Here is a 20,434-nt window from a genome sequence, read left to right on the forward strand (position 1 = left end):
CCACCCTTATTAGATTGATTGAATTGGTGTTTCTTTTGGAAAACGATCTAAAGCATTCTCTAATATCGTTTGCATTTCTGCATAATGTTCTTTTTCCACCGGAAGAATCGGTAATCTGACTGTTTGCCCAACCGGCATTCCCATAATCTCCATACCTGCTTTAATGAGAGAAACGGCATACCCTTTTCGCTGACGGCGAATGTTGTTGATCGGCATGATGACCTGCTGGTAAATTTCATTGACCGTTTCTTGATCTCCGCTCAAAATGCCATTATAGAACTTTCGTGAGATATGCGGGATGTAATTGGATATCGCCGATGAATAGGAATCAAAGCCAAGTGGAACGTAGGCCGACATGGTAACTTCCGCAAGCGGCATTCCATTCAGCCAGCCGAAACGTTTTCCGAAGGTTTGTGTAAGGAGTCCATTCAACTCCATATTGCCCAGACCGTCTTTGACGCCGACTACCTGCGGGACCTCAGCAAGCGCTTCCAAAGTTGAAAGTGAAAATGCCACATTATCACGCTGATATACGATGGAATTCAAGTCTGTACTCTCTGCGATGGCTTTGAAATAAGCTGACAGACCTGCCTGTTCTCCAGTAACGAGATATGGAGGTAATATTAAATAACCATCTGCCCCTTTATCCGCAGATATTCTGGCAAGTTCGAGGGAAGTTTGAATATTCCCGCCTACCCCTGTGTATACAGGTACTTTTCCAGCGGTGACGGATACGGCTACCTCAACCATCGCTTCATATTCCTCTTTACTTAATGATGGATATTCCGCTGCTGCACATGCCACGAAAATAGCTTCTAGTCCCTCATCTAATAAAAATTGGATATTTTGGGCGAGTGCTTGTTCATCAAGCTTATTACTCGTTGTGAATGGTGCCACGGGAAATCCGAGAATTCCTTTAGGTGCCTTGCGGATCTTATTCATTTTTTATTCCCCCTTGTGTATTATTGTTTTATTGTAAGACAAATACACCATCTGGTCAATCGTATTTTTTTTATTTTCTGAAAAATGAAGCATTACTTTATCCCTCGATAATTCCGCTTCTACTATATACAAAAAAACACGATAATGAAGGAGCTAAAGTGAAAAAACTTTTAAGAAAAAAAGCCATTGACAAACAATTTTATTTGTCTTACCATTGGACAAAACTAAATATTAAGAATTTTCACGAAGGAGGAAACAGTTAACATTGTAAGCGGTATCAATTAGAAAATATAATTAAATACGATTAAGGAAGTGAGTATATGAACGCTGAAGAAAAAGTTTTTCAACCATCTCCTAAACTGCCAAGTGCCCAGAAAAAAACACGCACACGATGGTTCATTGTCTTTATGCTCTTTTTGGTTACAGCCCTGAATTATGCGGATCGTGCGACGCTATCCATTGCGGGTACGGACATGTCTGGTCAGCTTGGTCTCGATTCAGTCATGATGGGCTATGTTTTCTCCGCTTTCGCTTGGTCTTATGTAGCTGGACAAATTCCAGGCGGATGGCTTTTAGACCGTTTTGGCTCGAAAAAAGTTTATTTTTGGAGTATCACGTTATGGTCCACCTTTACGCTTTTACAAGGGTTTCTCGGTTTTTTCGGTTCTGCGGGAACGGCTGTCATGGTATTGTTCGGACTGCGCTTCTTAGTTGGATTGGCGGAAGCCCCTTCCTTTCCGGCCAACAGCCGCATCGTTGCCACCTGGTTCCCAAGCCATGAACGCGGAACCGCGGCTGCCACTTTCAATTCGGCACAGTATTTTGCAACCGTTCTCTTTGCACCGATCATGGGTTACATTACGTATAAATTCGGTTGGGAATACGTCTTCTTCTTTATGGGTGCTTTAGGAATCATCGTTGCTTTCATCTGGCTGAAAACGATTTATGGCCCAAAGGAACATCCTCGCATCAACCAAGCTGAGCTTGAATATATCGAAGCGGGCGGCGCCTTGATCAATATGGATCAAACCAATACAAATAAGGAGGAAAAGAAAGGCGTCAACTGGAATCATATTAAGCAGCTATTATCAAATCGCATGCTGTTAGGTGTTTATCTCGGACAATATTGCATTACGACGTTAACGTACTTTTTCCTGACATGGTTTCCTGTGTACCTAGTACAAGAAAGGGGCATGACCATTCTTGAAGTTGGATTCGTCGCTTCCCTTCCGGCCATTTGTGGATTTTTTGGCGGCATTCTCGGAGGGACATTCTCGGATTTCTTGTTACGGAAGGGATTCTCATTGACTGTCGCCCGAAAAGTGCCAATTGTTGTTGGGATGATTCTATCGATGAGCTTGGTTGCAGCAAACTATGTAGATACGGAATGGGTTGTCATTTTCGTTATGGCCCTTGCGTTTTTCGGTAAAGGATTCGGGGCACTCGGCTGGGCGGTAGTGGCCGATACCTCACCAAAGGAAATGTCAGGTGTCAGCGGCGGGCTTTTCAACACATTCGGAAACATTGCCGGCATTACAACACCGATTATCATCGGATATATCATTGCCACGACAGGGTCGTTTAATGGTGCGCTAGTCTTCGTATGTGCCAATGCTCTTGTCGCGATTTTAAGTTATTTATTCCTAGTTGGTGAAATTAAACGTGTTAAGTTAAAATCATAATCAACTAAATATTCTGATATATGGGGGAAAAAATCATGAACAATCAATTGCTAAAGGATAATGTAAAAATCGGCACACCGGTAATTTCAGAAATGAGCGTCATTCCAGTTGCGGGCCATGACGGCATGCTTTTGAACTTGAGTGGTGCCCATGCTCCTTATTTCACCCGGAACATCGTCATTCTAAAAGACAATGCGGGTAATACGGGTGTAGGTGAAGTTCCTGGAGGCGAAAAAATCCGCCAGACACTCGAAGATGCTAAAGAACTGGTTGTCGGCCAGTCCATCGGGACATACAACAACATTCTAAATGCCATCCGCAAGCAGTTTGCGGACCGGGATGCTGGTGGGCGCGGTCTTCAGACGTTCGATCTTCGTATTGCCATTCATGCCGTAACAGCATTGGAAGCGGCACTTCTTGATTTAGTTGGCCAACATTTAGGTGTTCCAGTCGCAGCCCTTCTCGGCGAAGGACAGCAGCGTGATAAAGTGGAAATGCTGGGCTACTTATTTTATGTAGGTGACCGCAATAAAACAGATCTTGGTTATTTAAGTGAACCGGAAGCTGAAGATGACTGGCTTCGACTCCGTCATGAGGAAGCGCTGACACCCGAATCGATTGTCCGCTTGGCAGAAGCCGCCCACTCTCGCTATGGATTCAATGATTTTAAATTGAAAGGCGGGGTTTTGCGCGGGGAAGAAGAAATCGAAGCGGTGACGGCACTTGCGGAACGCTTCCCTGAAGCCAGGATCACCCTTGACCCAAATGGCGGCTGGCTGCTTGAGGATGCGATTAAACTTTGCCGCGATCAACATCATGTTTTGGCTTATGCGGAAGATCCATGCGGAGCGGAAAATGGTTTTTCCGCCCGGGAAATCATGACGGAATTCAGGCGCGCAACGGGCCTTCCAACCGCTACGAATATGATTGCAACGGACTGGAGGCAAATGGGGCACTCCATTCAACTTCAATCCGTGGACATTCCTCTTGCCGATCCGCATTTTTGGACGATGCAAGGCTCTGTCCGTGTCGCTCAAATGTGTAACGACTGGGGCCTGACTTGGGGATCACACTCGAATAATCATTTTGACATTTCACTTGCCATGTTTACACACGTTGCTGCAGCCGCACCTGGAAAAATCACTGCGATCGATACCCACTGGATTTGGCAGGATGGGCAGCGTTTGACGAAAGAACCTTTTAAAATTGTCGGCGGAATGGTCGATGTCCCTTCCAAACCCGGACTTGGAATTGAAGTGGATATGGAACAAATCGAGAAGGCACATCAGCTTTATAAACAAAAAGGACTTGGTGCCCGTGATGATTCGATGGCTATGCAATACTTGGTTTCCGGATGGAAGTTCAATCCAAAATCACCTTGCCTTGTCAGATGATTTTTTTCCAACAATGCGTGCGTCTCTCTCTTTAGAGCGGCGCATTTTACTTTTTTTGGACATAGGTCTACATGCAAATAAGTGTATTATATTATATAATTAGTCTTACAGTAGGAATACATATAGGATTTAACAGAAAAGGGGTTACACAATGGAAGAATCGTCAAAGAAATTAGGCGTACAATCGGTACATCGCAACACTCTTTCACAACAAGTCGTGGATCAAATTGTGCATCTGCTCGTCACTGGACAAATGAAAGCGGGCGACAAACTGCCTCCTGAAATGGAACTTATGAAAGAACTTGAAGTAAGCCGGCCTGTTTTACGTGAGGCGCTCAGTGCCCTTGATACACTAGGGGTCATTACACGGAAAACGCGTGAAGGTACCTTTTTTAACGATAAAATCGGTACACATCCATTCTCTGTGATGCTTGCGCTGGCTACGGATAATTTACCTGCGATCATCGAAGCGCGAATGGCATTGGAGTTGGGATTAGTTACAATGGCTGCCGAGAAGATCACAGACGAGCAACTGGAGAAACTGCAGGTTACGATTGACACGATTGCCAATAGTGAAGACAACGATTATGGAGAGGCCGATAAAGAATTCCATAAGATCATCGCTTTAAGTGCGAACAATCCCATCATTGAAGGCATGATCGATTCCTTATTGATCACTCATAATAAAATAAATAGCTTGATTCAATTCAGGGAACGGGAACTGACTGTGAAGTATCATAAAGCCATCTATGCTGCACTTGCAGCACATGATCCACATGAAGCATTCAGCCAAATGTACAAGCACCTTGATTACGTCCGTCAGAAAGTCCTTCAATATTCTCACGAACATTAATATATTGTTTGCGAGGTACCGCAAAACAAACAATATATTAATGTTTCTATTTCATAAGGAAAGTGGATTTTTTCAGGGAACCTATTTTGCTTCCGAGATTTCAGAGTTCAACTTATCTTTTAAATCCATTGATAGCATAATTTTTTTTGAGAAAAACTGGATAGTAGCGGAACTATCCAGCCCCCACTCATCCACTTTCGATTGAAATCACCCGATGAAGTCAAAACCTTCCTCATGGAAATTGCTGGCTAACCACAATCCCCCTCCAAATACCCTGCCAAGGCTCCACTCAAAAAAACATGCATCCCCGCTTACTGGCAGGAATGCATGGATTCTTTTTAATTCATGGCTTAATATGCACTCCAACCGGCATCTGCCGTAATGACAGTACCATTAACAAAACTGGAATCGTCTGAAGCAAGGAATAATGCCACTTTAGCGATTTCCTCAGGTTTGCCGTTTCGTGGATTGATCGCCATACCCAGTTGTTGGCGAGAGAAGCCAAACTCATTGATATTCGTCATGCTGGAACCAATATTGGTTTCTACTCCGCCTGGTGCTATAGCATTGCAGCGAATCCCTTTATTGGCATACATGTAGCCCGTGTTTTTCGTGAAACCAACGACTGCATGTTTAGAAGCAGTGTAAGCAGCACCAGCCCGGGCACCGTACAAACCGCCAGCAGAAGCAATATTGATGATGACCCCTTTTTGTTTTTCTAAAAAGATCGGCATCACCTTTCTAGTCGAACGCATGACGCTTGTCGTGTTAATGGCAAAAATCCGATCCCATTTAGAATCTTCAATGTCCCCAGCAGGTTCCATGCCATCCATGATACCCGCGTTATTCACCAAAATATCCACCGTTCCATACGTACTGACCGTGGTATCGATTAAATGTTGAATATCTTCCTCCACCGCTACGTTCGTTTTAATGGCAAAGGCCACTCCGCCATTCGCTTTTATTTCTTCCACCGTATCGTTCGCACCATCAAGATTTAAATCCGATACGACGACTTTAGCTCCTTCTCGAGCATAATCTATGGCAATTTGTTTCCCCATGCCTGATGCTGCTCCTGTCACAACGGCAACTTTGTCTTGTAATTTCATTTGAACTCCCCCATTCATTCTAGTGAAGCGTTACTTATTGTACAGATGTTCATTATCTACCTTCCTTTATAGTATAATTAGTTTCAGTAGGCTTATACAATCAGCAAATGCTGTCCTCAATGTTGAATAATGAACAGAAAGTAGTAACTATGTTTATTAAAAGCACAATAACGAACAAAGGATGAAGAAAATGACTGATAATAATACTGGGATTGATAGAAGGATCAGGAAATCCAAAATGGCTTTGAAAGAATCCCTCATTTCTTTAATGCAAAGTAAGGATTTCAGGGAGATATCGATTACTGATATTGTAGAACTCGCCGACCTTAATCGGGGTACATTTTATAAACACTATCAGTACAAAGAGGAACTGCTTGAAGAGGTCATGGAGGAGGTGATTGCCGATTTGATCATATCTTACCGGGAACCTTATAAGAACGCCGAAACTTTCACCATCAATGAACTAACGGCTTCGGTCATCAAAATATTTGAACATGTTGCCAACCATGCGAACATTTATACCCTCATCCTAAAGTCGAATGCATGGCCTACATTACTGGAACGGATTTGTAATGAGTTGAAGAAACTTCCAGTGGAGGACCTGGAAGATTACCGGCCGAATCCTAAGATCAATAAAGAACTTGCCTCCAGTTACCAAGCATATGCGATATTGGGCATGATCATCGAATGGGTCAACACTGGCTTTAAATATAGCGCTGACTATATGGCTGAACAGCTGCTGGAGATCCTTAATAATAAATCGGTGAATGCCGTCTTTAAAATAAACCCTTTAAAGCAGAAATAAGAGGGCTGCGCAGGCAACCCTCTTATCGTATTAAAGCGCCTGCCCTTTGGAAAGAAACCTTTTTACGACAGACAAGAAAGCTGGTAAATCATCTTCATGGACAAAGTGTCCGGCATCCTCTATCGTCACCAATTCGCAATTCGGGATAAGCTCGGAAACCTCCTGCAATTTGTTTTGGGGAATATGGCTGGCCCCGCCCCCTATAACAAGCGTCGGCATCATAATATCGGTGAGGCGTGCCCACCATTCTGGATCGGGTTCATTAAGCTGCTGCAGAATCGAAGGCACTACCTGCCAATCAAACGGCAGTGGGATAGAAGGCCTGGAAGGAACCTCCATTGGTTTATCCGAGAAAGGAGGCGGCGTATCTTCGACAATCAACCTTTCTATCCTCGAAGGAAAAGTTTGCGAGAAAAGATAGGAAACCGTCCCCCCCATGGAATGCCCCATTAGCGAAAACCTTCCCAAATCAAGCGCATCTGCAAAAAGAAGCAAATCATCACGCATCGATTCAAAAGTATATGTATTCGTTCTCGCACTCCCACCGTGGCCCCGTTGATCTAAAGCTAAAACACGATAACTTTCTCCTAATGCGGCAGCCGCTTCATCCCATGATTCCGAACTTTTTCCCAGTGCATGAAGAACAACAAGCGGTGGTGCAGAAACATCCCCGCACTCCCGATATTGAAACGTGAGTCCATTCAACTCAATTTGATTAACCCTAATTTCCATCTCCGTTCACTCCCATGATCGGATTCACCATTTTGAACCCCGATTTATTAAAAAAACCTCTAAAATACTATGTTGACTATAAGTAAATTATACGTTTTATGCCTTCACCCATTTTTTCATCCTGCATCTGATCATTTCTGCCTTCACACCTCTTATTCCTGCCTTCATCCATTTATTCATCCTTTGGCTTCATTCCGCAGCAGCCTGCATTACATTCCGTTACGGGCCTTAACTTGAAAGGCAGAATAGAAAAAGCCCTATGCTGCCTGAACGATTCAGGTGGCATAGGGCTTTTATTGTTTCATTTAAGCGGTTTGATCTTTTTTCACAGCTGGTTTTTCTTCAGCCGGCCAAGCACGCTTAATGAATAATGCCAGAATCAGCGCCACACCTGCAATGAAGGTAGATACAAAGAAGGAGAAGTTAATTCCATCCAGCATTGCCTGCATCCCGATTTGGGCTTTCATTTGGCCCATCATCTCAGCGGTGGGCTGGCTCGTTAATTTGCTCATCGCTTTCGTCATTAAATCTTCGGCAGTAGAAGCTGCACGGTTAGACATGACCGTAACGAGCAATGCCGTACCGATCGCACCGGAAATTTGGTTCAGTGTGTTATTCATGGCTGTACCGTGCGGGTTCATGCGGGCTGGCAGCGAGTTCAAACCATTTGTCATGATCGGCATCATGGACATTGACATCCCGAAGGAACGAACGGAAAACAGGATTACAATTTCTGTATACGTGGTTTCCATTGATAATTTACTTAGCAGATACGTGGTTACCACGGTGATAAGCAAACCGATTGAAGCAAGGATGCGGGCACCGAACTTATCGAAAAGCTTACCGGTGACCGGTGACATGAGGGCCATTAATAACGCACCTGGAAGCATCAGTAATCCAGAATCGAATGGTGAAATGCCACGTACTGTTTGTGTGTACATCGGAATTAAGATCATCCCCGAGAACATCGCCATGTTCAGTACGATTGAGATCGTTGCGGATAAAGCGAACATCGGGTGCTTGAAGATCTTGAACTCAAGCATTGGTGTTTCCATTTTAAGCTGGCGTGTTATGAAAAGGATCAGGGAGATGGCACCGACAATCAGTGTTCCGTATACCTCAAGGCTATCCCAACCCTTGCCGCCTGCCGAACTGAATCCGTAAAGCAAACCGCCGAAGCCTAAGCTTGAAAGGATGACCGATATTTTATCAATTGAGATATCGACTTTTTCCTTGTGGTCTTTAAGTTTAAAGAAGCCGAAAATAAGCACTAGTAAAGCTAGCGGAGTAATGAAATGGAATAGCATTCTCCAATCATAATGTTCGATGATCCAGCCTGAAAGCGTCGGCCCGATTGCAGGGGCAAACATCATGACCAAACCGAATAGTCCCATTGCCGAGCCCCGTTTTTCAACAGGGAAAGAAGTTAAAAGTACGTTCATTAATAATGGCATCATGATTGCCGAACCTGCAGCCTGAACCATACGTGCGCTCAATAATAGCGGGAATACATGCGCGACACCTGCCACGATCGTCCCGATTGAGAATAGGAGCATGGCTGTCAGGAACAGATTACGCACCGAATATTTTCTTATTAAGAAGGCAGTTGTCGGAATCATGATTCCGTTCACGAGCATGTAGCCCGTTGTCAGCCATTGGACTGTGGATGTCTCGATTCCCAGGTCTATTTGGATTGATGGCAGTGCAATATTTAATAGGGTTGAATTCAGTATCGCTATGAACGCACCGACCATCAGTATGGCCAAAATGCCATACGAACCCTTTTTCTCATTTATTTGTGCAGTACTCACTTTTTATCTATTCCTCCATTCAAACTATTGGTTCATTTAATTAGACGAGCGGTATATTAAAAACTCACAAAATCAATAATATACCCCTAGTTCATTTTTTGCAATAAAAATTTACTGGTTTAAATAAGGGTTTGTGCTGTGATGAAAAATAGAGTACGATTAATTTTATACAAGCAGTATAATGAAAATAAGGTGATATGATGAACAACCGAAGGCAGAATGTCATTGATACGGCTCATAAGCTGTTTATTGACAAAGGCTACCAAGCGACGTCCATTCAGGACATTTTAGACGGCAGCGGTATATCAAAAGGTACATTTTATAATTATTTCCCTTCGAAGGGTGAATTATTTATAGCCATTTTCCGCTCCTTTTATACAAAGATCCGCCATGAACGGGAAAAACTGTTGATTGGTCAAGACTCCGCCGATATTGAAATTTTCATCCGGCAGCTCGAACTGCAATTGATGGTGAACAAGCAAAGCAAATTGCTTATCCTGATCGAAGAAGTCCGTGTTTCCAATGATGAAGAATTAAAGCAATTCATCAATAAGACGCTATTGTTGAGCTTACGCTGGATGTATAACCGTTTTATCGATATCTTCGGTGAAAGTAAAAAACCCTATCTTTTAGATAGCGTCATTATCTTTCATTCGATGATGACCCACATGAATCATTTTAGTTACCGTGCTAATCCCGCCGGTACACCGGACATACAAATTATCCGCTATTGCATGAATCGCATTGTCCACTTAGTCAATGAAGTGGCTGAAAGCGGGGAACAGATCATTGACCCGGAATTAATGGATACGTGGTTTCCAAAATTCACAAACCAGCTTGATGCTTGCCATAATGATTTGCTTCATTCCACCACGGAATTGAAAAAAGCGATAAACAAGGCTATTCCTTGCGATGAAGATCGAAGAAGAGCCATTGAATTGGTCGACTTCATCCAAGATGAGCTGATGCAGTCAGACAAACCGCGAGAATTTCTGATAGATAGTCTGCTGGCCACTCTGAAAACTGAATATGCTTCACAGATCCAAGCATTGGAGACTTTTGAAGAAAGCATCCATTCTTGCTTGAGCCGATGAAGATTGAAGATACGCACCTACCGAAAGCGGCAGGTGTTTTTTTTTATGGCTTCTTGAATTAGCCTGATTTAAAAAAGAGTTGGTTTTATAAAAGCGACCTAAGGAAACACTATCCTTATCATAATAAAGGGAGGTCTATCTACTTGAGTGTGAAAGAGAATGCTTTGTCCATATTGGCTCTGGGCGGAGTGAATGAAATCGGTAAAAACATGTATGTGATTCAATATTCTAACGATATCGTCATTATTGATTGTGGTGCAAAGTTTCCTGATGAAAGTTTATTAGGAGTCGATTTGATCATTCCTGATATTTCCTTTCTTCAGGAGAATAAGGAAAAGATCCGCGCTTTGATTGTGACTCATGGGCATGAAGATCATATCGGCGGTATCCCTTATTTCTTGAAAAAATTGAATGTGCCCATTTATGCCACACGTTTAACACTTGGTTTGATTGAATTGAAGTTAAAAGAACATAACCTTTTGGGTGATACGGAATTAATCCAGATCGATTCGGATTCAAAGCTGGAATTCGGGGAAATGGTTCTGGACTTTTTCAAAACGAATCATAGTATTCCCGATTGTCTCGGAGTCACCATGCATACGCCGGAAGGCACGGTCGTTCATACAGGGGACTTCAAGTTTGACTTGACTCCGATGAATGATCAGTATCCCGATATTCATAAAATGGCCAAAATCGGAAGTGAAGGTGTCCTCGTTCTACTATCGGAAAGCACGAACGCAGAGCGTCCCGGCTCCAGTCCCTCGGAGCATCTGGTTGGCAGCCATATTGAAGAGGCCTTCATGCAGGCAAAACAGAAAGTCATCCTTTCGACATTCGCTTCAAATGTCAATCGTGTTCAACAAGTTGTGAACGCTGCACAGAAGACAAACCGGAAACTGGCCCTGATTGGACGAAGCATGGTGAACATCGTAACCGTTGCCATTGAACGCGGCTATCTCGAGGTTCCTGATGGAATGCTTATCCAACCACAAGAAGTCGATAGTTATGCTCCGGAAAGGGTTGCGGTTTTATGTACAGGAAGTCAAGGAGAGCCGTTTGCCGCCCTTTCCCGCCTTTCCAGTTCGAATTATCGGGATATGAGCATATTGCCTGATGACACAGTGATTCTTGCCTCCACACCAATACCCGGAAATGAACGGGATGTTTCACGCATCATCGACAACCTGTTTCAACTTGGCGCCAAAGTCATTTACGGTTCCGGGACTGTAACGGGCATGCATGTATCCGGACATGCTTATCAGGAAGAGTTAAAGCTCATGCTAACCCTGATGAAACCTAAGTATTTCATCCCGATTCACGGTGAGTATCGGATGCTGCACCAGCATCGATTGTTAGCTGAGTCTGTCGGGGTGGAGAAGGACGACACTTTCATCATCAATAATGGTGATGTGGTGGATATTGAAAACTCCGTTGCCCGTCAAACAAGGAAGGTGGTTGCAGGCAATACCTTTGTCGACGGTGTTGGCGTCGGGGATGTTGGAGAAATCGTTCTGCGGGACCGTAAGCAGCTTTCCGAAGATGGAATGCTCGTCATCGTCATAACACTAAGCAAGACAGAAAGAAAAATAGTATCAGGACCCGATACCATTTCCCGTGGATTTGTATATGTCCAAAATTCCGAGGACCTCCTAAAAAATGTGAATCGTCTTGTCACGAAAACGGTCAACGACTTACAAAGTGAAAAGATATACCGGTGGAACATCATTAAACAAACCATTAAGAAGGAACTGGGGCAATATCTCTTTAATCAAACTAAGAAAAAACCAATGATCCTTCCAATAATCATTGAAATTTAGCGCCAAATTGAAAGGAACTCGACTTTGAATTAGTCGAGTTCCTTTTTTAATCGAGTCCTGATTTACTCGCTTTTGCGGCCATTGCCTTGTTCTTATTCCATACCTTGAATTTCATGAAAACGGCTGCAAGACCGATGATCACGATGAATAAAAGGCTGATGAAAAACCCTGGACGTATCTCTTTTTCAAGCAGTGTTCCACTTACTGCCGCTAAAATTAAAAGCAGTCCGAAAACCGCCGTAATCTTACTCCACATCTTATTTTCCAAGATTTTGAATGAAGAAAGAATGATGAATGCCCAGTTATACAAAAGCAATATACCAGCTGATGTTGTAATGTATTCATAAATCTTTCCTGGCAGGAGCAAGGCAGTGATGATTGATCCTAAAAGACCTAAGGCTCCAAGCCCCAGTGACGGCAGCGGAAGATCTTTGAATTTCTTGATCTTTTGCATGAATAATGCGGGTGCATTCCCATCATTGGATAGCGTTACCAATAAATTGGTTACACCGAATAGTGAAGCGGTCATCGTCGAGAAACCGGCAATGATGATCGCACCATTAAAAACGTGCGGGAAAAATGTCAGGTGATAACTGTCCAATGCCGAAACGAATGGGCTTTCTTTTTCACTGAATGCCCCTAACGAAATCATGGTTACGGCTAATCCCAATGAAACCACATATATAATGGTAAGGACCAAGAGCATGATCGTCCCTGCCTTAGGTGCATCTTCTTTCTTTTTAAGCTGCATCGCCATCAATCCAATGACCTCAATGCCGCCAAACGCATAAAAGGCATAGATAAGGGATGTCCAAAACCCCTTTAACCCTTTTGGGAATAATTCATTGAACGTATTCGGAAATGATGGCGGTTTCGCTCCAGCAAGACCGAACCAGCCGAAAACGGCACATATTGCAATGATGATAAACATTACGATTGCTGCTGTCTTAATTACAGCAAGGATGTTTTCCACCCTGTCGAACCCTTTTGTTCCTAGCAATACCACCACAATTGAAACAATGGCAAAACCGGATGCAAATAGCCAAAGCGGCACTTTCGGGAACCAAAATTGAGATAATAGCGAAAGTGCAGTAAGCTGGCTTCCCATGATCAATATATTGGAGGACCAATAATTCCAGCCACAGCTAAAGCCCGCCCATCGTCCAAATGCTTTATTGGCATAATAACAAAAAGAACCTTCTTGAGGATCGGCAGCCGTCATCTTGGCAAGCAGATTATAAACGATATAGGTACCCAGTGCAGCCAATACAAATGAAAATACAATGGATGGCCCAGTCGTTTTAATCCCTATGGTCGATCCGAGGAAATACCCTGTCCCGATCGTACAGCCTACGCCGACCAATGATAGCTGCCACCATTTCATGTCGCCCTGTTGTTCACCCGAAGCATTGGAATCTTGGATAGCCTTTCCTTTCGCTGAACTGCAATTGGCTTTTGTTGTCATAACATTCCCCCCTTCCATCATTCATAGTGTTGATAATGCCACAATGAATTATGCAAGGAAGAAGTTTTCAAATACCCTATGTAATAACCTGAAGCATTCTCCTTTAAGATAGGATGGCAGAAATGCCTTGATAAGCAAAATAAACCCCAAAGCCGACCAATGATAATCCAGAGATGATTGAAATGGCCATTAAGCTTTTTTCATTTAAAAACCTGCGAAATCCATTCGTTAATGCCGCAACAAAAAAGTCCCAGCAAGTAAGACCAAGAAAGATCATCCCGCTATAAATGAAAAGTTGGGATGTCCCATAACTTGAAGCCGTTTTAGCTAAAACAGATCCATATATCCCCAACCAAAATAAAATGGATAATGGACTGGTCACGGACATGATGAACCCAGTCAAAAAACAGGAAATTAAAGAATCTCTATTCCTGTATTCATTTAATAATATCGTATTAACCCGTAATATACTTTCGATCCCGGAATAAATAAGCACAAACCCGCCAAAAAGCCAAAGAAATATCTGGACGATCGGGATTTCTAAAAACCGCACCATTCCTACATATACTAAAATCATGAACAAGGCATCTGCGATCATCGACCCTGCCCCAACGATCCAGGCGTGCCAAAACCCGTTCTTGATTCCTTTATCGATACGAGCGGAGTTCACCGGGCCGATCGGTGCTGCAAGGGTAAGTCCTAAGAAAAAGTAACTTAGCAGTAAATGTACACTCAAAAAGCATCACTCCTTCGAGCTAGTTCATGACTTGTACATTTTATGTGACAACCCTCTGCCTATAACCACATGCCAAAAAAATTTCCCGATTCATAAAAAAGCCGTGGGAAAGCCCGGCTTTTTGGAGATGTATTGAAGCCGATTAGGCAGCAGCTTCTTTTTTGTCCGAACTAATGAATTTCATAACAATCAATACGATGCCTAAACCGATGATCCCAGAAATGATATAGGTCATATTGATATGATTTTTCATGACAAGGGACATGACCGGAGGGCCTGCCGCAACGCCGATGAACCTTGATGACATGTAGAAGGAGGTTATCGTCCCCCGCTGTTCCTTTTCTATATTTTGAGTGATGATTGCGTCGAGTGTCGGCAATAAAGCACCAATTGCTATGCCTACCAAGCTCGTTATTATCAATAAAAGGACGACCCTGTTTTTAGTAAAACCGACAAATACAAGGCTGATTGAAAGGACAGCTAAACTGATCATGATGATCTTTTTCATGATTGGTAATTCCCCCTTGATTTTTTTCCCTGCAACATAAGAAGATACGCAAAGAAAAAATAGCGGGATCGCTATCACTAAACCTTTTTTGATTCCATGCAAATCATGGATTTTTTCCAGATTATCAGACAAAAAGAAAAGAACACCGAACAAAACCAACATGACAAAGACACCAATGAGGAAAACCGTATATAACCATTTTCCTTCCTTCTTGAATATTTTTTTCGTATCATGCCAGAAATCCTTGAATTTCTTCGGCTCATCCTTCTCCTTTGGTACCTTTATAAAGAAAAAGACCAAAACAATAGATATTAAACTGAAGAATGAAATCGAGAAGAATGGTAAAAACCAGATAAATGCAGCAAACAGGGAACCCAATATTGGACTAAGCACTTTCCCAAACGTATTCGAGGTTTCTATGATTCCCAAACAAGAACTCGTTTTTTCATCATCATCTTTGTATAAATCCCCCACCAAAGGCAAAATGATGGGTGAGGCACCAGACGCCCCAATCCCTTGCAATACCCTCCCAATGATAATCCATGTATAGGGATTTTCCATTTTCCATGACGCATAACCAGCGATCAAACCACCGATAAGGGCTAGGATCAAGCTTGGCAGAATGACCATTTTCCGTCCGAATCGATCTGATAAATAACCTGCAATGGGAATTAAAAAGATGGATGCAACGGAATAGCTTGTTATCACCATACTTGATTGAAATGAAGATATCCCCACCTTTTCCTCGAAAATGGGCAAAACCGGGATAAGCATTGAATTTCCAAGGGTCATAACCAATGGAATCGATGCCATACTGATCAGGCACCACACGCTTACATCTTTATTTTGCTTCTCATGACCTTCCATACTTACACTCCTCATCCATTATAAAAGCAACTTATTGCATAAAAGGTGACCATTTGTGAGACCAATTTGTTTTGCATCATATATTAGATGTCTTAAATTATTATGTTATAGTGCAGAAAGATTTATTCAGTTGCGCTTCTCCCAAAATTACCCCTATTCCCTTTAAAACAAAAAACCATTCTGTTTAAGAATGGTCTATCTTTTTGCTTGTACAAATTTGCACGTTGATTGGAACGTAGGGGCTCGCTCCAATCAACTCTGTTAATAAATTTGGATAGAACTCCATTTGCCTACAGTCTAACCATTCTGTTTAAAAATGGGTTTCCCGCTTTCGTCTTTATAAAAGAATAATATTCCTTTTTTCACATTCCTCTATTATTTGGTCATTCCATACCGAAACCTGAACCTCGCCAATATGTGCTTTCTTCAACAAAAACATGCATAATCTGGATTGACCTATTCCCCCGCCTATTGAATACGGAAGCTTTCCTTCCAATACGGCCTTATGATAATCGAGTGCCTTACGATTTTCATTTTTGGATAATCTTAATTGTTTTAACAATGACTTTTCATCTACTCGAATGCCCATTGAAGAAACCTCAAAAGCACATTCCAAAAGTGGGTTCCATAAAACGATATCTCCATTTAGATCCCAATCATCATAATCCGGTGAACGTCCATCATGCTTTTCCCCCGATTGTAAAGCTCCTCCAATTTTCATAATGAAAATTGCACCATATTTCTTCGCTGCCACGTTCTCTCTTTCCTTCGGAGTAAGATCCGGGTATAAATCCTCCAACTCCTGGGTCGTAATGAAGTCAATGTCCTCTGGTAACACAGGCTTAAGCAGATGATGGAATTCAAACATATAACGTTCGGTCGATTTAATGGCACTATATATTTTTTTCACTTCGGATATTAATGTATCCACGTTACGTTGTTCTTTCGTTATGACTTTCTCCCAGTCCCATTGATCCACAAATAACGAATGTAAATGATCCAGTTTTTCATCACGTCTTATTGCATTCATATTTGTGTAAATGCCTTCATCACAAGCCAAACCATACCTAGAAAGAGTGATTCTTTTCCACTTTGCCAAAGATTGAACCACTTCTATATGTTTATCCTTTATATCCAGAGCATCAAAGGTAAGAATCCTCTCCACACCATTTAAATTGTCATTGATACCATTACCTTCATGTAAAACGAAAGGGGCTGATACTTTAATAAGGTTTAACGCATTTGAAAGTCCTTGTTCAAAATGATCCTTCATTTCATTAATTGCAATATCAGTATGCATGATATCAAGAATTGTTTTATATTTATTCGGCATTGATAATTCAGGCATAATTCTCCTCCAATTCCGCTTTGAATAGCGCATGCATTAAAATAGGCGTCTTTCCATTTGACTAAATTACAGTATGAAGGAGTTTTCTGTGTTGTTACAAAAATACCAGGTCAGACAAGGCGGACCAAACTCAAAAAAATAGGACTAAAAAGGTGGTACAAGTCCAAATGTTTGAATACATTCAAATAAGCGAAGATGTATAAACGATGAGGTGATGAATTGGGTGTTTTTTTCAGCTTTGTATTATTAGGTTTATCACTGGCGGCTCCTATCGGTCCCATAAACGCTGCTCAATTGGACAAAGGAATCAAGAAGGGTTTTTGGCATGCCTGGGTATTTGGCTGGGGTGCCATTTTAGCGGATTTTGTTTTTATAGCCCTCGTCTTTTTCGGTGTCGTCCACTTTTTGGACAACTCCTTCATGAAGACATTTTTATGGCTTTTTGGATTTTTCGTCCTGACCTATACCGGAATCGAAAGTCTGCTAAGTGCAGGCAAGATTGAAGTGAATGCACGAAAAGCGAAAGATTCCCTTTTTTCTTCATTCCTGACAGGATTCATCATGTCCCTTTCGAATCCCTTATCCATATTGTTTTGGCTGGGGATTTACGGATCCATTCTCGCAAACTCCGCTTCCAAATATGATATGGATGATTTACTTTTGTACAGCTCAGGAATCCTTATCGGCCTCTTAACCTGGGATTTCATAATGGCCATCATCGCCAGCACCTTCAGACGCTTTTTATCCAAACCCATTCTAATGGGCATCTCGATCATTTCGGGGATATCCCTTATAGGGATCGGCCTATACTTTGCCATCCAGGCAGCCAAGGTTTTATTTACATAAGAAGTCGAGCATTTACTCGTGAATTCGAATAAATTTTTATATAAAATAAGCCGCCTATTTTATTATCCTTCTTTGTCCATGTCGGACACTTATCCCTCATTGTTCATAGCCTGAAAGGGTAAACACAAAGGGAGGATTTCTTGAATTTTTATAATCACGGCTACTACTCTAGTTCATTCCTGGTGTTGGCTGGGTATGGATTTGCAGATAAAAAGAAACAGCCGATTTATTCGGCTGTCTTTTTTATTCCATTTACTCGTGAGTTTCGGCCTTTTACTCGTGAATTCCTCTCTTTTACTCGTGAGTTCCTCGCTTTTACTCGTGAATTTCGGCCTTTTACTCGTGAATTGCACTTTACTCGTGAGTTTCGCACTTTTACTCGTGAGTTCCGGCCTTTTACTCGTGAGTTTCTCGCTTTTACTCGTGAATTCCGGCCTTTTACTCGTGAGTTCCAATTTAAGCTGCTTTCTTGTTAGATGCTGCGTTCTTTTATTTGCTGGACCATTTTCTTGATGAACGTTTCTATTGTGACATTTTCAACTTCTTGTTCCCCATATTTCCGGACATTTACTTCATTTTCTTTTTCTTCTTTATCTCCAAGGACCAGCATATATGGGATTTTCCCCATCTGTGCTTCCCTGACTTTATACCCCAGCTTTTCATTCCGATCATCGATTTTCACTCTTATGCCTCGATTCTTCAGTGCATTTTGAACCTGTAAACAATAATCGAGATGAACTTGTGAGACTGGGATGATCTGTACTTGCACCGGGGCGAGCCATACCGGAAAAGCACCGGCAAAATGTTCTATGAGGATTCCAAAAAATCGATCGATCGATCCAAAGATGGCACGATGTATGACGACCGGACGGACTTTTTCATTATTTTCAGCGATGTAAGTCAGATCAAATTTGTCGGGCATTTGAAAATCAAGTTGGATTGTTGCACATTGGTGGCTTCGTTTTAATGCATCTTTAATATGAAAATCAATTTTCGGTCCATAAAATGCCCCGTCCCCTTCATTTACTTGATATTGTATCCCGATGCTTTCCAGAACATTTTTCAAAGCTGTTTCAGAAGCTTCCCAAAGGGAATCATCGCCCATTGAATCCTCAGGACGAGTCGAGAGCTCCACGGAATAATCGAATCCGAAAGTGCGATACACCTTATCGATCAGATGAAACACTTGTTTAATTTCACTTTCGATTTGATCCTGCCGAACATAGATGTGGGCATCATCCTGACAAAATGTACGGACACGCAGCATCCCGTTCAATGCACCGCTATATTCATGACGGTGGACTTGACCGAATTCGGCGATCCGGATGGGTAAATCCCTGTAAGAATAAAGACTGTTTTTGAAAATAAGCATATGACCCGGACAGTTCATTGGCTTCATCGCGAATTTTGTTTGATCCACCTCAGTGAAGTACATATTCTCGTGATAATGATCCCAGTGGCCCGATTGTTCCCATAACCGCTGGTTCATCATGAAAGGAGTTCGAACTTCGTCATAATCAGCTTCAGTCTGAAGCTCCCGCGAGAACTTCTCCAATTCATTTCTAACGATTTGTCCTTTCGGTAAATAAAATGGCATTCCAGGGGCTTCCTCTGAAAACATGAATAATTCCAACTGCTTCCCTAATTTACGGTGATCGCGTTTGGCCGCTTCTTCCAGGAATTTAAAATGATCCTGTAAATCCTTATTCTTTCGGAAAGCTACGCCATACACCCTTTGGAGAACTTCATTTTGATTGTCTCCCCGCCAATAGGCACCGGATACACGAGTCAATTTGAATGATTTTACAAATGATGTGGATGGAAGGTGCGGCCCTTTGCAAAGATCGATGAATTCCCCCTGTTGATAGAGCGTTAATTTTTCACCATTGGGGATGTTCTTTGCTATATCCAACTTGAATGACTCCCCTCTCCCCTCGAATAACTTCACAGCTTCTTCATAAGTCACTTCTATCCTTTTAATTTCCAGATTTTCACTTATGATATGTTCCATCTCTTTTTCAATGGCTTGCAGATCTTCTGAGCTCAAAGAGTGGTCTAACTTAAAATCATAGTAAAAACCGTCTTCCACGACTGGTCCCATCCCTAATTCCACATTTTCGTAAATTCTTTTCACAGCCTGTGCCAAAACATGCGCCGATGTATGTCGCAATACTTGTAATCCTTCAACCGAATCGAGAGTCAAGATCGACAGTTCACCATCCTTATTAAGCTTATGACTTAGATCAACCAACTGCTTATCCAGTTTTCCAGCTACTGCCTTTTTCCTTAAACTTGGGCTGATTGAGCTTGCCACACTTTCCACTGTTATCCCTTGCGGATACTCCTTTTGCTGCCCATCCGGGAATTTAACTTTAATCATTTTTTCACCCATCACATAAACACCCCTTTTTAATAATAAAAAAAC

17 protein-coding genes are annotated in these 20,434 nt (G+C 42.2%); 8 read left to right on the forward strand and 9 right to left on the reverse strand.

Annotation, left to right across the window (positions count from 1 at the left end; all coding sequences use genetic code 11):
* Positions 1-9 precede the first annotated feature (9 nt).
* Positions 10-942: a 5-dehydro-4-deoxyglucarate dehydratase gene (gene kdgD, locus ACFX4H_RS12475; protein WP_034309652.1), complete on the reverse strand. Its 933-nt coding sequence runs from the start codon at positions 940-942 to the stop codon at positions 10-12.
* 320 nt (positions 943-1,262) lie between these two features.
* Between kdgD and ACFX4H_RS12480 the strand changes: the two genes are divergently transcribed.
* The 3 genes from ACFX4H_RS12480 (at position 1,263) to ACFX4H_RS12490 (ending at position 4,871) form a co-directional block, all read left to right on the forward strand.
* Positions 1,263-2,624: an MFS transporter gene (locus ACFX4H_RS12480; RefSeq protein WP_052137332.1), complete on the forward strand. Its 1,362-nt coding sequence runs from the start codon at positions 1,263-1,265 to the stop codon at positions 2,622-2,624.
* A 35-nt stretch (positions 2,625-2,659) separates the two neighbouring features.
* Positions 2,660-4,018: a glucarate dehydratase gene (gene gudD, locus ACFX4H_RS12485; protein ID WP_034309655.1), complete on the forward strand. Its 1,359-nt coding sequence runs from the start codon at positions 2,660-2,662 to the stop codon at positions 4,016-4,018.
* A gap of 151 nt (positions 4,019-4,169) precedes the next feature.
* Positions 4,170-4,871: a FadR/GntR family transcriptional regulator gene (locus ACFX4H_RS12490; protein WP_034309657.1), complete on the forward strand. Its 702-nt coding sequence runs from the start codon at positions 4,170-4,172 to the stop codon at positions 4,869-4,871.
* A 350-nt stretch (positions 4,872-5,221) separates the two neighbouring features.
* Here ACFX4H_RS12490 and ACFX4H_RS12495 read toward each other — a convergent pair whose 3' ends face one another.
* Complete coding sequence (locus tag ACFX4H_RS12495; protein WP_034309660.1) at positions 5,222-5,980, reverse strand: SDR family oxidoreductase; 759 nt, start codon at positions 5,978-5,980, stop codon at positions 5,222-5,224.
* A 190-nt stretch (positions 5,981-6,170) separates the two neighbouring features.
* On the opposite strand from ACFX4H_RS12495, the gene ACFX4H_RS12500 reads away from it, so the two are divergent.
* A complete protein-coding gene (locus tag ACFX4H_RS12500; RefSeq protein ID WP_034309663.1) occupies positions 6,171-6,785 on the forward strand; it encodes a TetR/AcrR family transcriptional regulator in 615 nt (204 codons plus the stop codon).
* A gap of 30 nt (positions 6,786-6,815) precedes the next feature.
* Here the strand turns inward: ACFX4H_RS12500 and ACFX4H_RS12505 are convergent, their stop codons facing one another.
* Together ACFX4H_RS12505 and ACFX4H_RS12510 are read right to left on the reverse strand one after the other, a co-directional pair.
* A complete protein-coding gene (locus tag ACFX4H_RS12505) occupies positions 6,816-7,517 on the reverse strand; it encodes an alpha/beta fold hydrolase (protein WP_283867975.1) in 702 nt (233 codons plus the stop codon).
* A 305-nt stretch (positions 7,518-7,822) separates the two neighbouring features.
* Positions 7,823-9,271 carry a DHA2 family efflux MFS transporter permease subunit gene (locus tag ACFX4H_RS12510; protein WP_377435639.1) on the reverse strand — a complete coding sequence of 483 codons (1,449 nt, stop codon included), beginning with the start codon at positions 9,269-9,271 and terminating at the stop codon, positions 7,823-7,825.
* 254 nt (positions 9,272-9,525) lie between these two features.
* On the opposite strand from ACFX4H_RS12510, the gene ACFX4H_RS12515 reads away from it, so the two are divergent.
* Both ACFX4H_RS12515 and ACFX4H_RS12520 read left to right on the forward strand, forming a co-directional pair.
* Positions 9,526-10,422 carry a TetR/AcrR family transcriptional regulator gene (locus tag ACFX4H_RS12515; protein ID WP_377435429.1) on the forward strand — a complete coding sequence of 299 codons (897 nt, stop codon included), beginning with the start codon at positions 9,526-9,528 and terminating at the stop codon, positions 10,420-10,422.
* Positions 10,423-10,565: 143 nt separating this feature from the next.
* A complete protein-coding gene (locus ACFX4H_RS12520; protein ID WP_377435430.1) occupies positions 10,566-12,239 on the forward strand; it encodes a ribonuclease J in 1,674 nt (557 codons plus the stop codon).
* A 46-nt stretch (positions 12,240-12,285) separates the two neighbouring features.
* On the opposite strand, the gene ACFX4H_RS12525 is transcribed toward ACFX4H_RS12520, so the two are convergent.
* From ACFX4H_RS12525 to asnA, 4 genes are all read right to left on the reverse strand, one after another.
* Complete coding sequence (locus tag ACFX4H_RS12525; protein ID WP_249597268.1) at positions 12,286-13,704, reverse strand: amino acid permease; 1,419 nt, start codon at positions 13,702-13,704, stop codon at positions 12,286-12,288.
* A gap of 103 nt (positions 13,705-13,807) precedes the next feature.
* Positions 13,808-14,440: a LysE family transporter gene (locus ACFX4H_RS12530; protein ID WP_063590282.1), complete on the reverse strand. Its 633-nt coding sequence runs from the start codon at positions 14,438-14,440 to the stop codon at positions 13,808-13,810.
* 142 nt (positions 14,441-14,582) lie between these two features.
* Positions 14,583-15,815, reverse strand: a complete 1,233-nt coding sequence (locus ACFX4H_RS12535) for an MFS transporter (protein WP_241635164.1) — start codon at positions 15,813-15,815, stop codon at positions 14,583-14,585.
* A gap of 337 nt (positions 15,816-16,152) precedes the next feature.
* Positions 16,153-17,148 carry an aspartate--ammonia ligase gene (asnA, locus tag ACFX4H_RS12540; RefSeq protein ID WP_483878267.1) on the reverse strand — a complete coding sequence of 332 codons (996 nt, stop codon included), beginning with the start codon at positions 17,146-17,148 and terminating at the stop codon, positions 16,153-16,155.
* Positions 17,149-17,382: 234 nt separating this feature from the next.
* Between asnA and ACFX4H_RS12545 the strand changes: the two genes are divergently transcribed.
* Both ACFX4H_RS12545 and ACFX4H_RS12550 read left to right on the forward strand, forming a co-directional pair.
* Positions 17,383-18,009, forward strand: a complete 627-nt coding sequence (locus tag ACFX4H_RS12545) for a LysE family transporter (protein ID WP_048689402.1) — start codon at positions 17,383-17,385, stop codon at positions 18,007-18,009.
* A 140-nt stretch (positions 18,010-18,149) separates the two neighbouring features.
* The gene (locus ACFX4H_RS12550; protein WP_377435432.1) at positions 18,150-18,485 is read left to right on the forward strand and encodes a hypothetical protein; all 336 of its coding nucleotides are present in this window, start codon (positions 18,150-18,152) and stop codon (positions 18,483-18,485) included.
* Here the strand turns inward: ACFX4H_RS12550 and thrS are convergent.
* Positions 18,482-20,389 (reverse strand): threonine--tRNA ligase, encoded by a 1,908-nt coding sequence (thrS, locus tag ACFX4H_RS12555; RefSeq protein WP_377435640.1) that lies wholly within the window; start codon positions 20,387-20,389, stop codon positions 18,482-18,484. The two genes, ACFX4H_RS12550 and thrS, sit on opposite strands and share 4 nt — an antisense overlap.
* Positions 20,390-20,434 lie beyond the last annotated feature (45 nt).

Source organism: Peribacillus sp. YIM B13477, assembly GCF_042787955.1.
GTDB classification, from domain to species: domain Bacteria; phylum Bacillota; class Bacilli; order Bacillales; family DSM-1321; genus Peribacillus; species Peribacillus frigoritolerans.

What these genes read in the sequence shown, in the direction of transcription:
- kdgD (WP_034309652.1), bottom strand. Translation starts at nt 942, where the DNA reads ATGAATAAGATCCGCAAGGCACCTAAAGGAATTCTCGGATTTCCCGTG.
- ACFX4H_RS12480 (WP_052137332.1), top strand. Translation starts at nt 1,263, where the DNA reads ATGAACGCTGAAGAAAAAGTTTTTCAACCATCTCCTAAACTGCCAAGT.
- gudD (WP_034309655.1), top strand. Translation starts at nt 2,660, where the DNA reads ATGAACAATCAATTGCTAAAGGATAATGTAAAAATCGGCACACCGGTA.
- ACFX4H_RS12490 (WP_034309657.1), top strand. Translation starts at nt 4,170, where the DNA reads ATGGAAGAATCGTCAAAGAAATTAGGCGTACAATCGGTACATCGCAAC.
- ACFX4H_RS12495 (WP_034309660.1), bottom strand. Translation starts at nt 5,980, where the DNA reads ATGAAATTACAAGACAAAGTTGCCGTTGTGACAGGAGCAGCATCAGGC.
- ACFX4H_RS12500 (WP_034309663.1), top strand. Translation starts at nt 6,171, where the DNA reads ATGACTGATAATAATACTGGGATTGATAGAAGGATCAGGAAATCCAAA.
- ACFX4H_RS12505 (WP_283867975.1), bottom strand. Translation starts at nt 7,517, where the DNA reads ATGGAAATTAGGGTTAATCAAATTGAGTTGAATGGACTCACGTTTCAA.
- ACFX4H_RS12510 (WP_377435639.1), bottom strand. Translation starts at nt 9,271, where the DNA reads ATGGTCGGTGCGTTCATAGCGATACTGAATTCAACCCTATTAAATATT.
- ACFX4H_RS12515 (WP_377435429.1), top strand. Translation starts at nt 9,526, where the DNA reads ATGATGAACAACCGAAGGCAGAATGTCATTGATACGGCTCATAAGCTG.
- ACFX4H_RS12525 (WP_249597268.1), bottom strand. Translation starts at nt 13,704, where the DNA reads ATGACAACAAAAGCCAATTGCAGTTCAGCGAAAGGAAAGGCTATCCAA.
- ACFX4H_RS12535 (WP_241635164.1), bottom strand. Translation starts at nt 15,815, where the DNA reads ATGGAAGGTCATGAGAAGCAAAATAAAGATGTAAGCGTGTGGTGCCTG.
- asnA (WP_483878267.1), bottom strand. Translation starts at nt 17,148, where the DNA reads ATGCCGAATAAATATAAAACAATTCTTGATATCATGCATACTGATATT.
- thrS (WP_377435640.1), bottom strand. Translation starts at nt 20,389, where the DNA reads ATGATTAAAGTTAAATTCCCGGATGGGCAGCAAAAGGAGTATCCGCAA.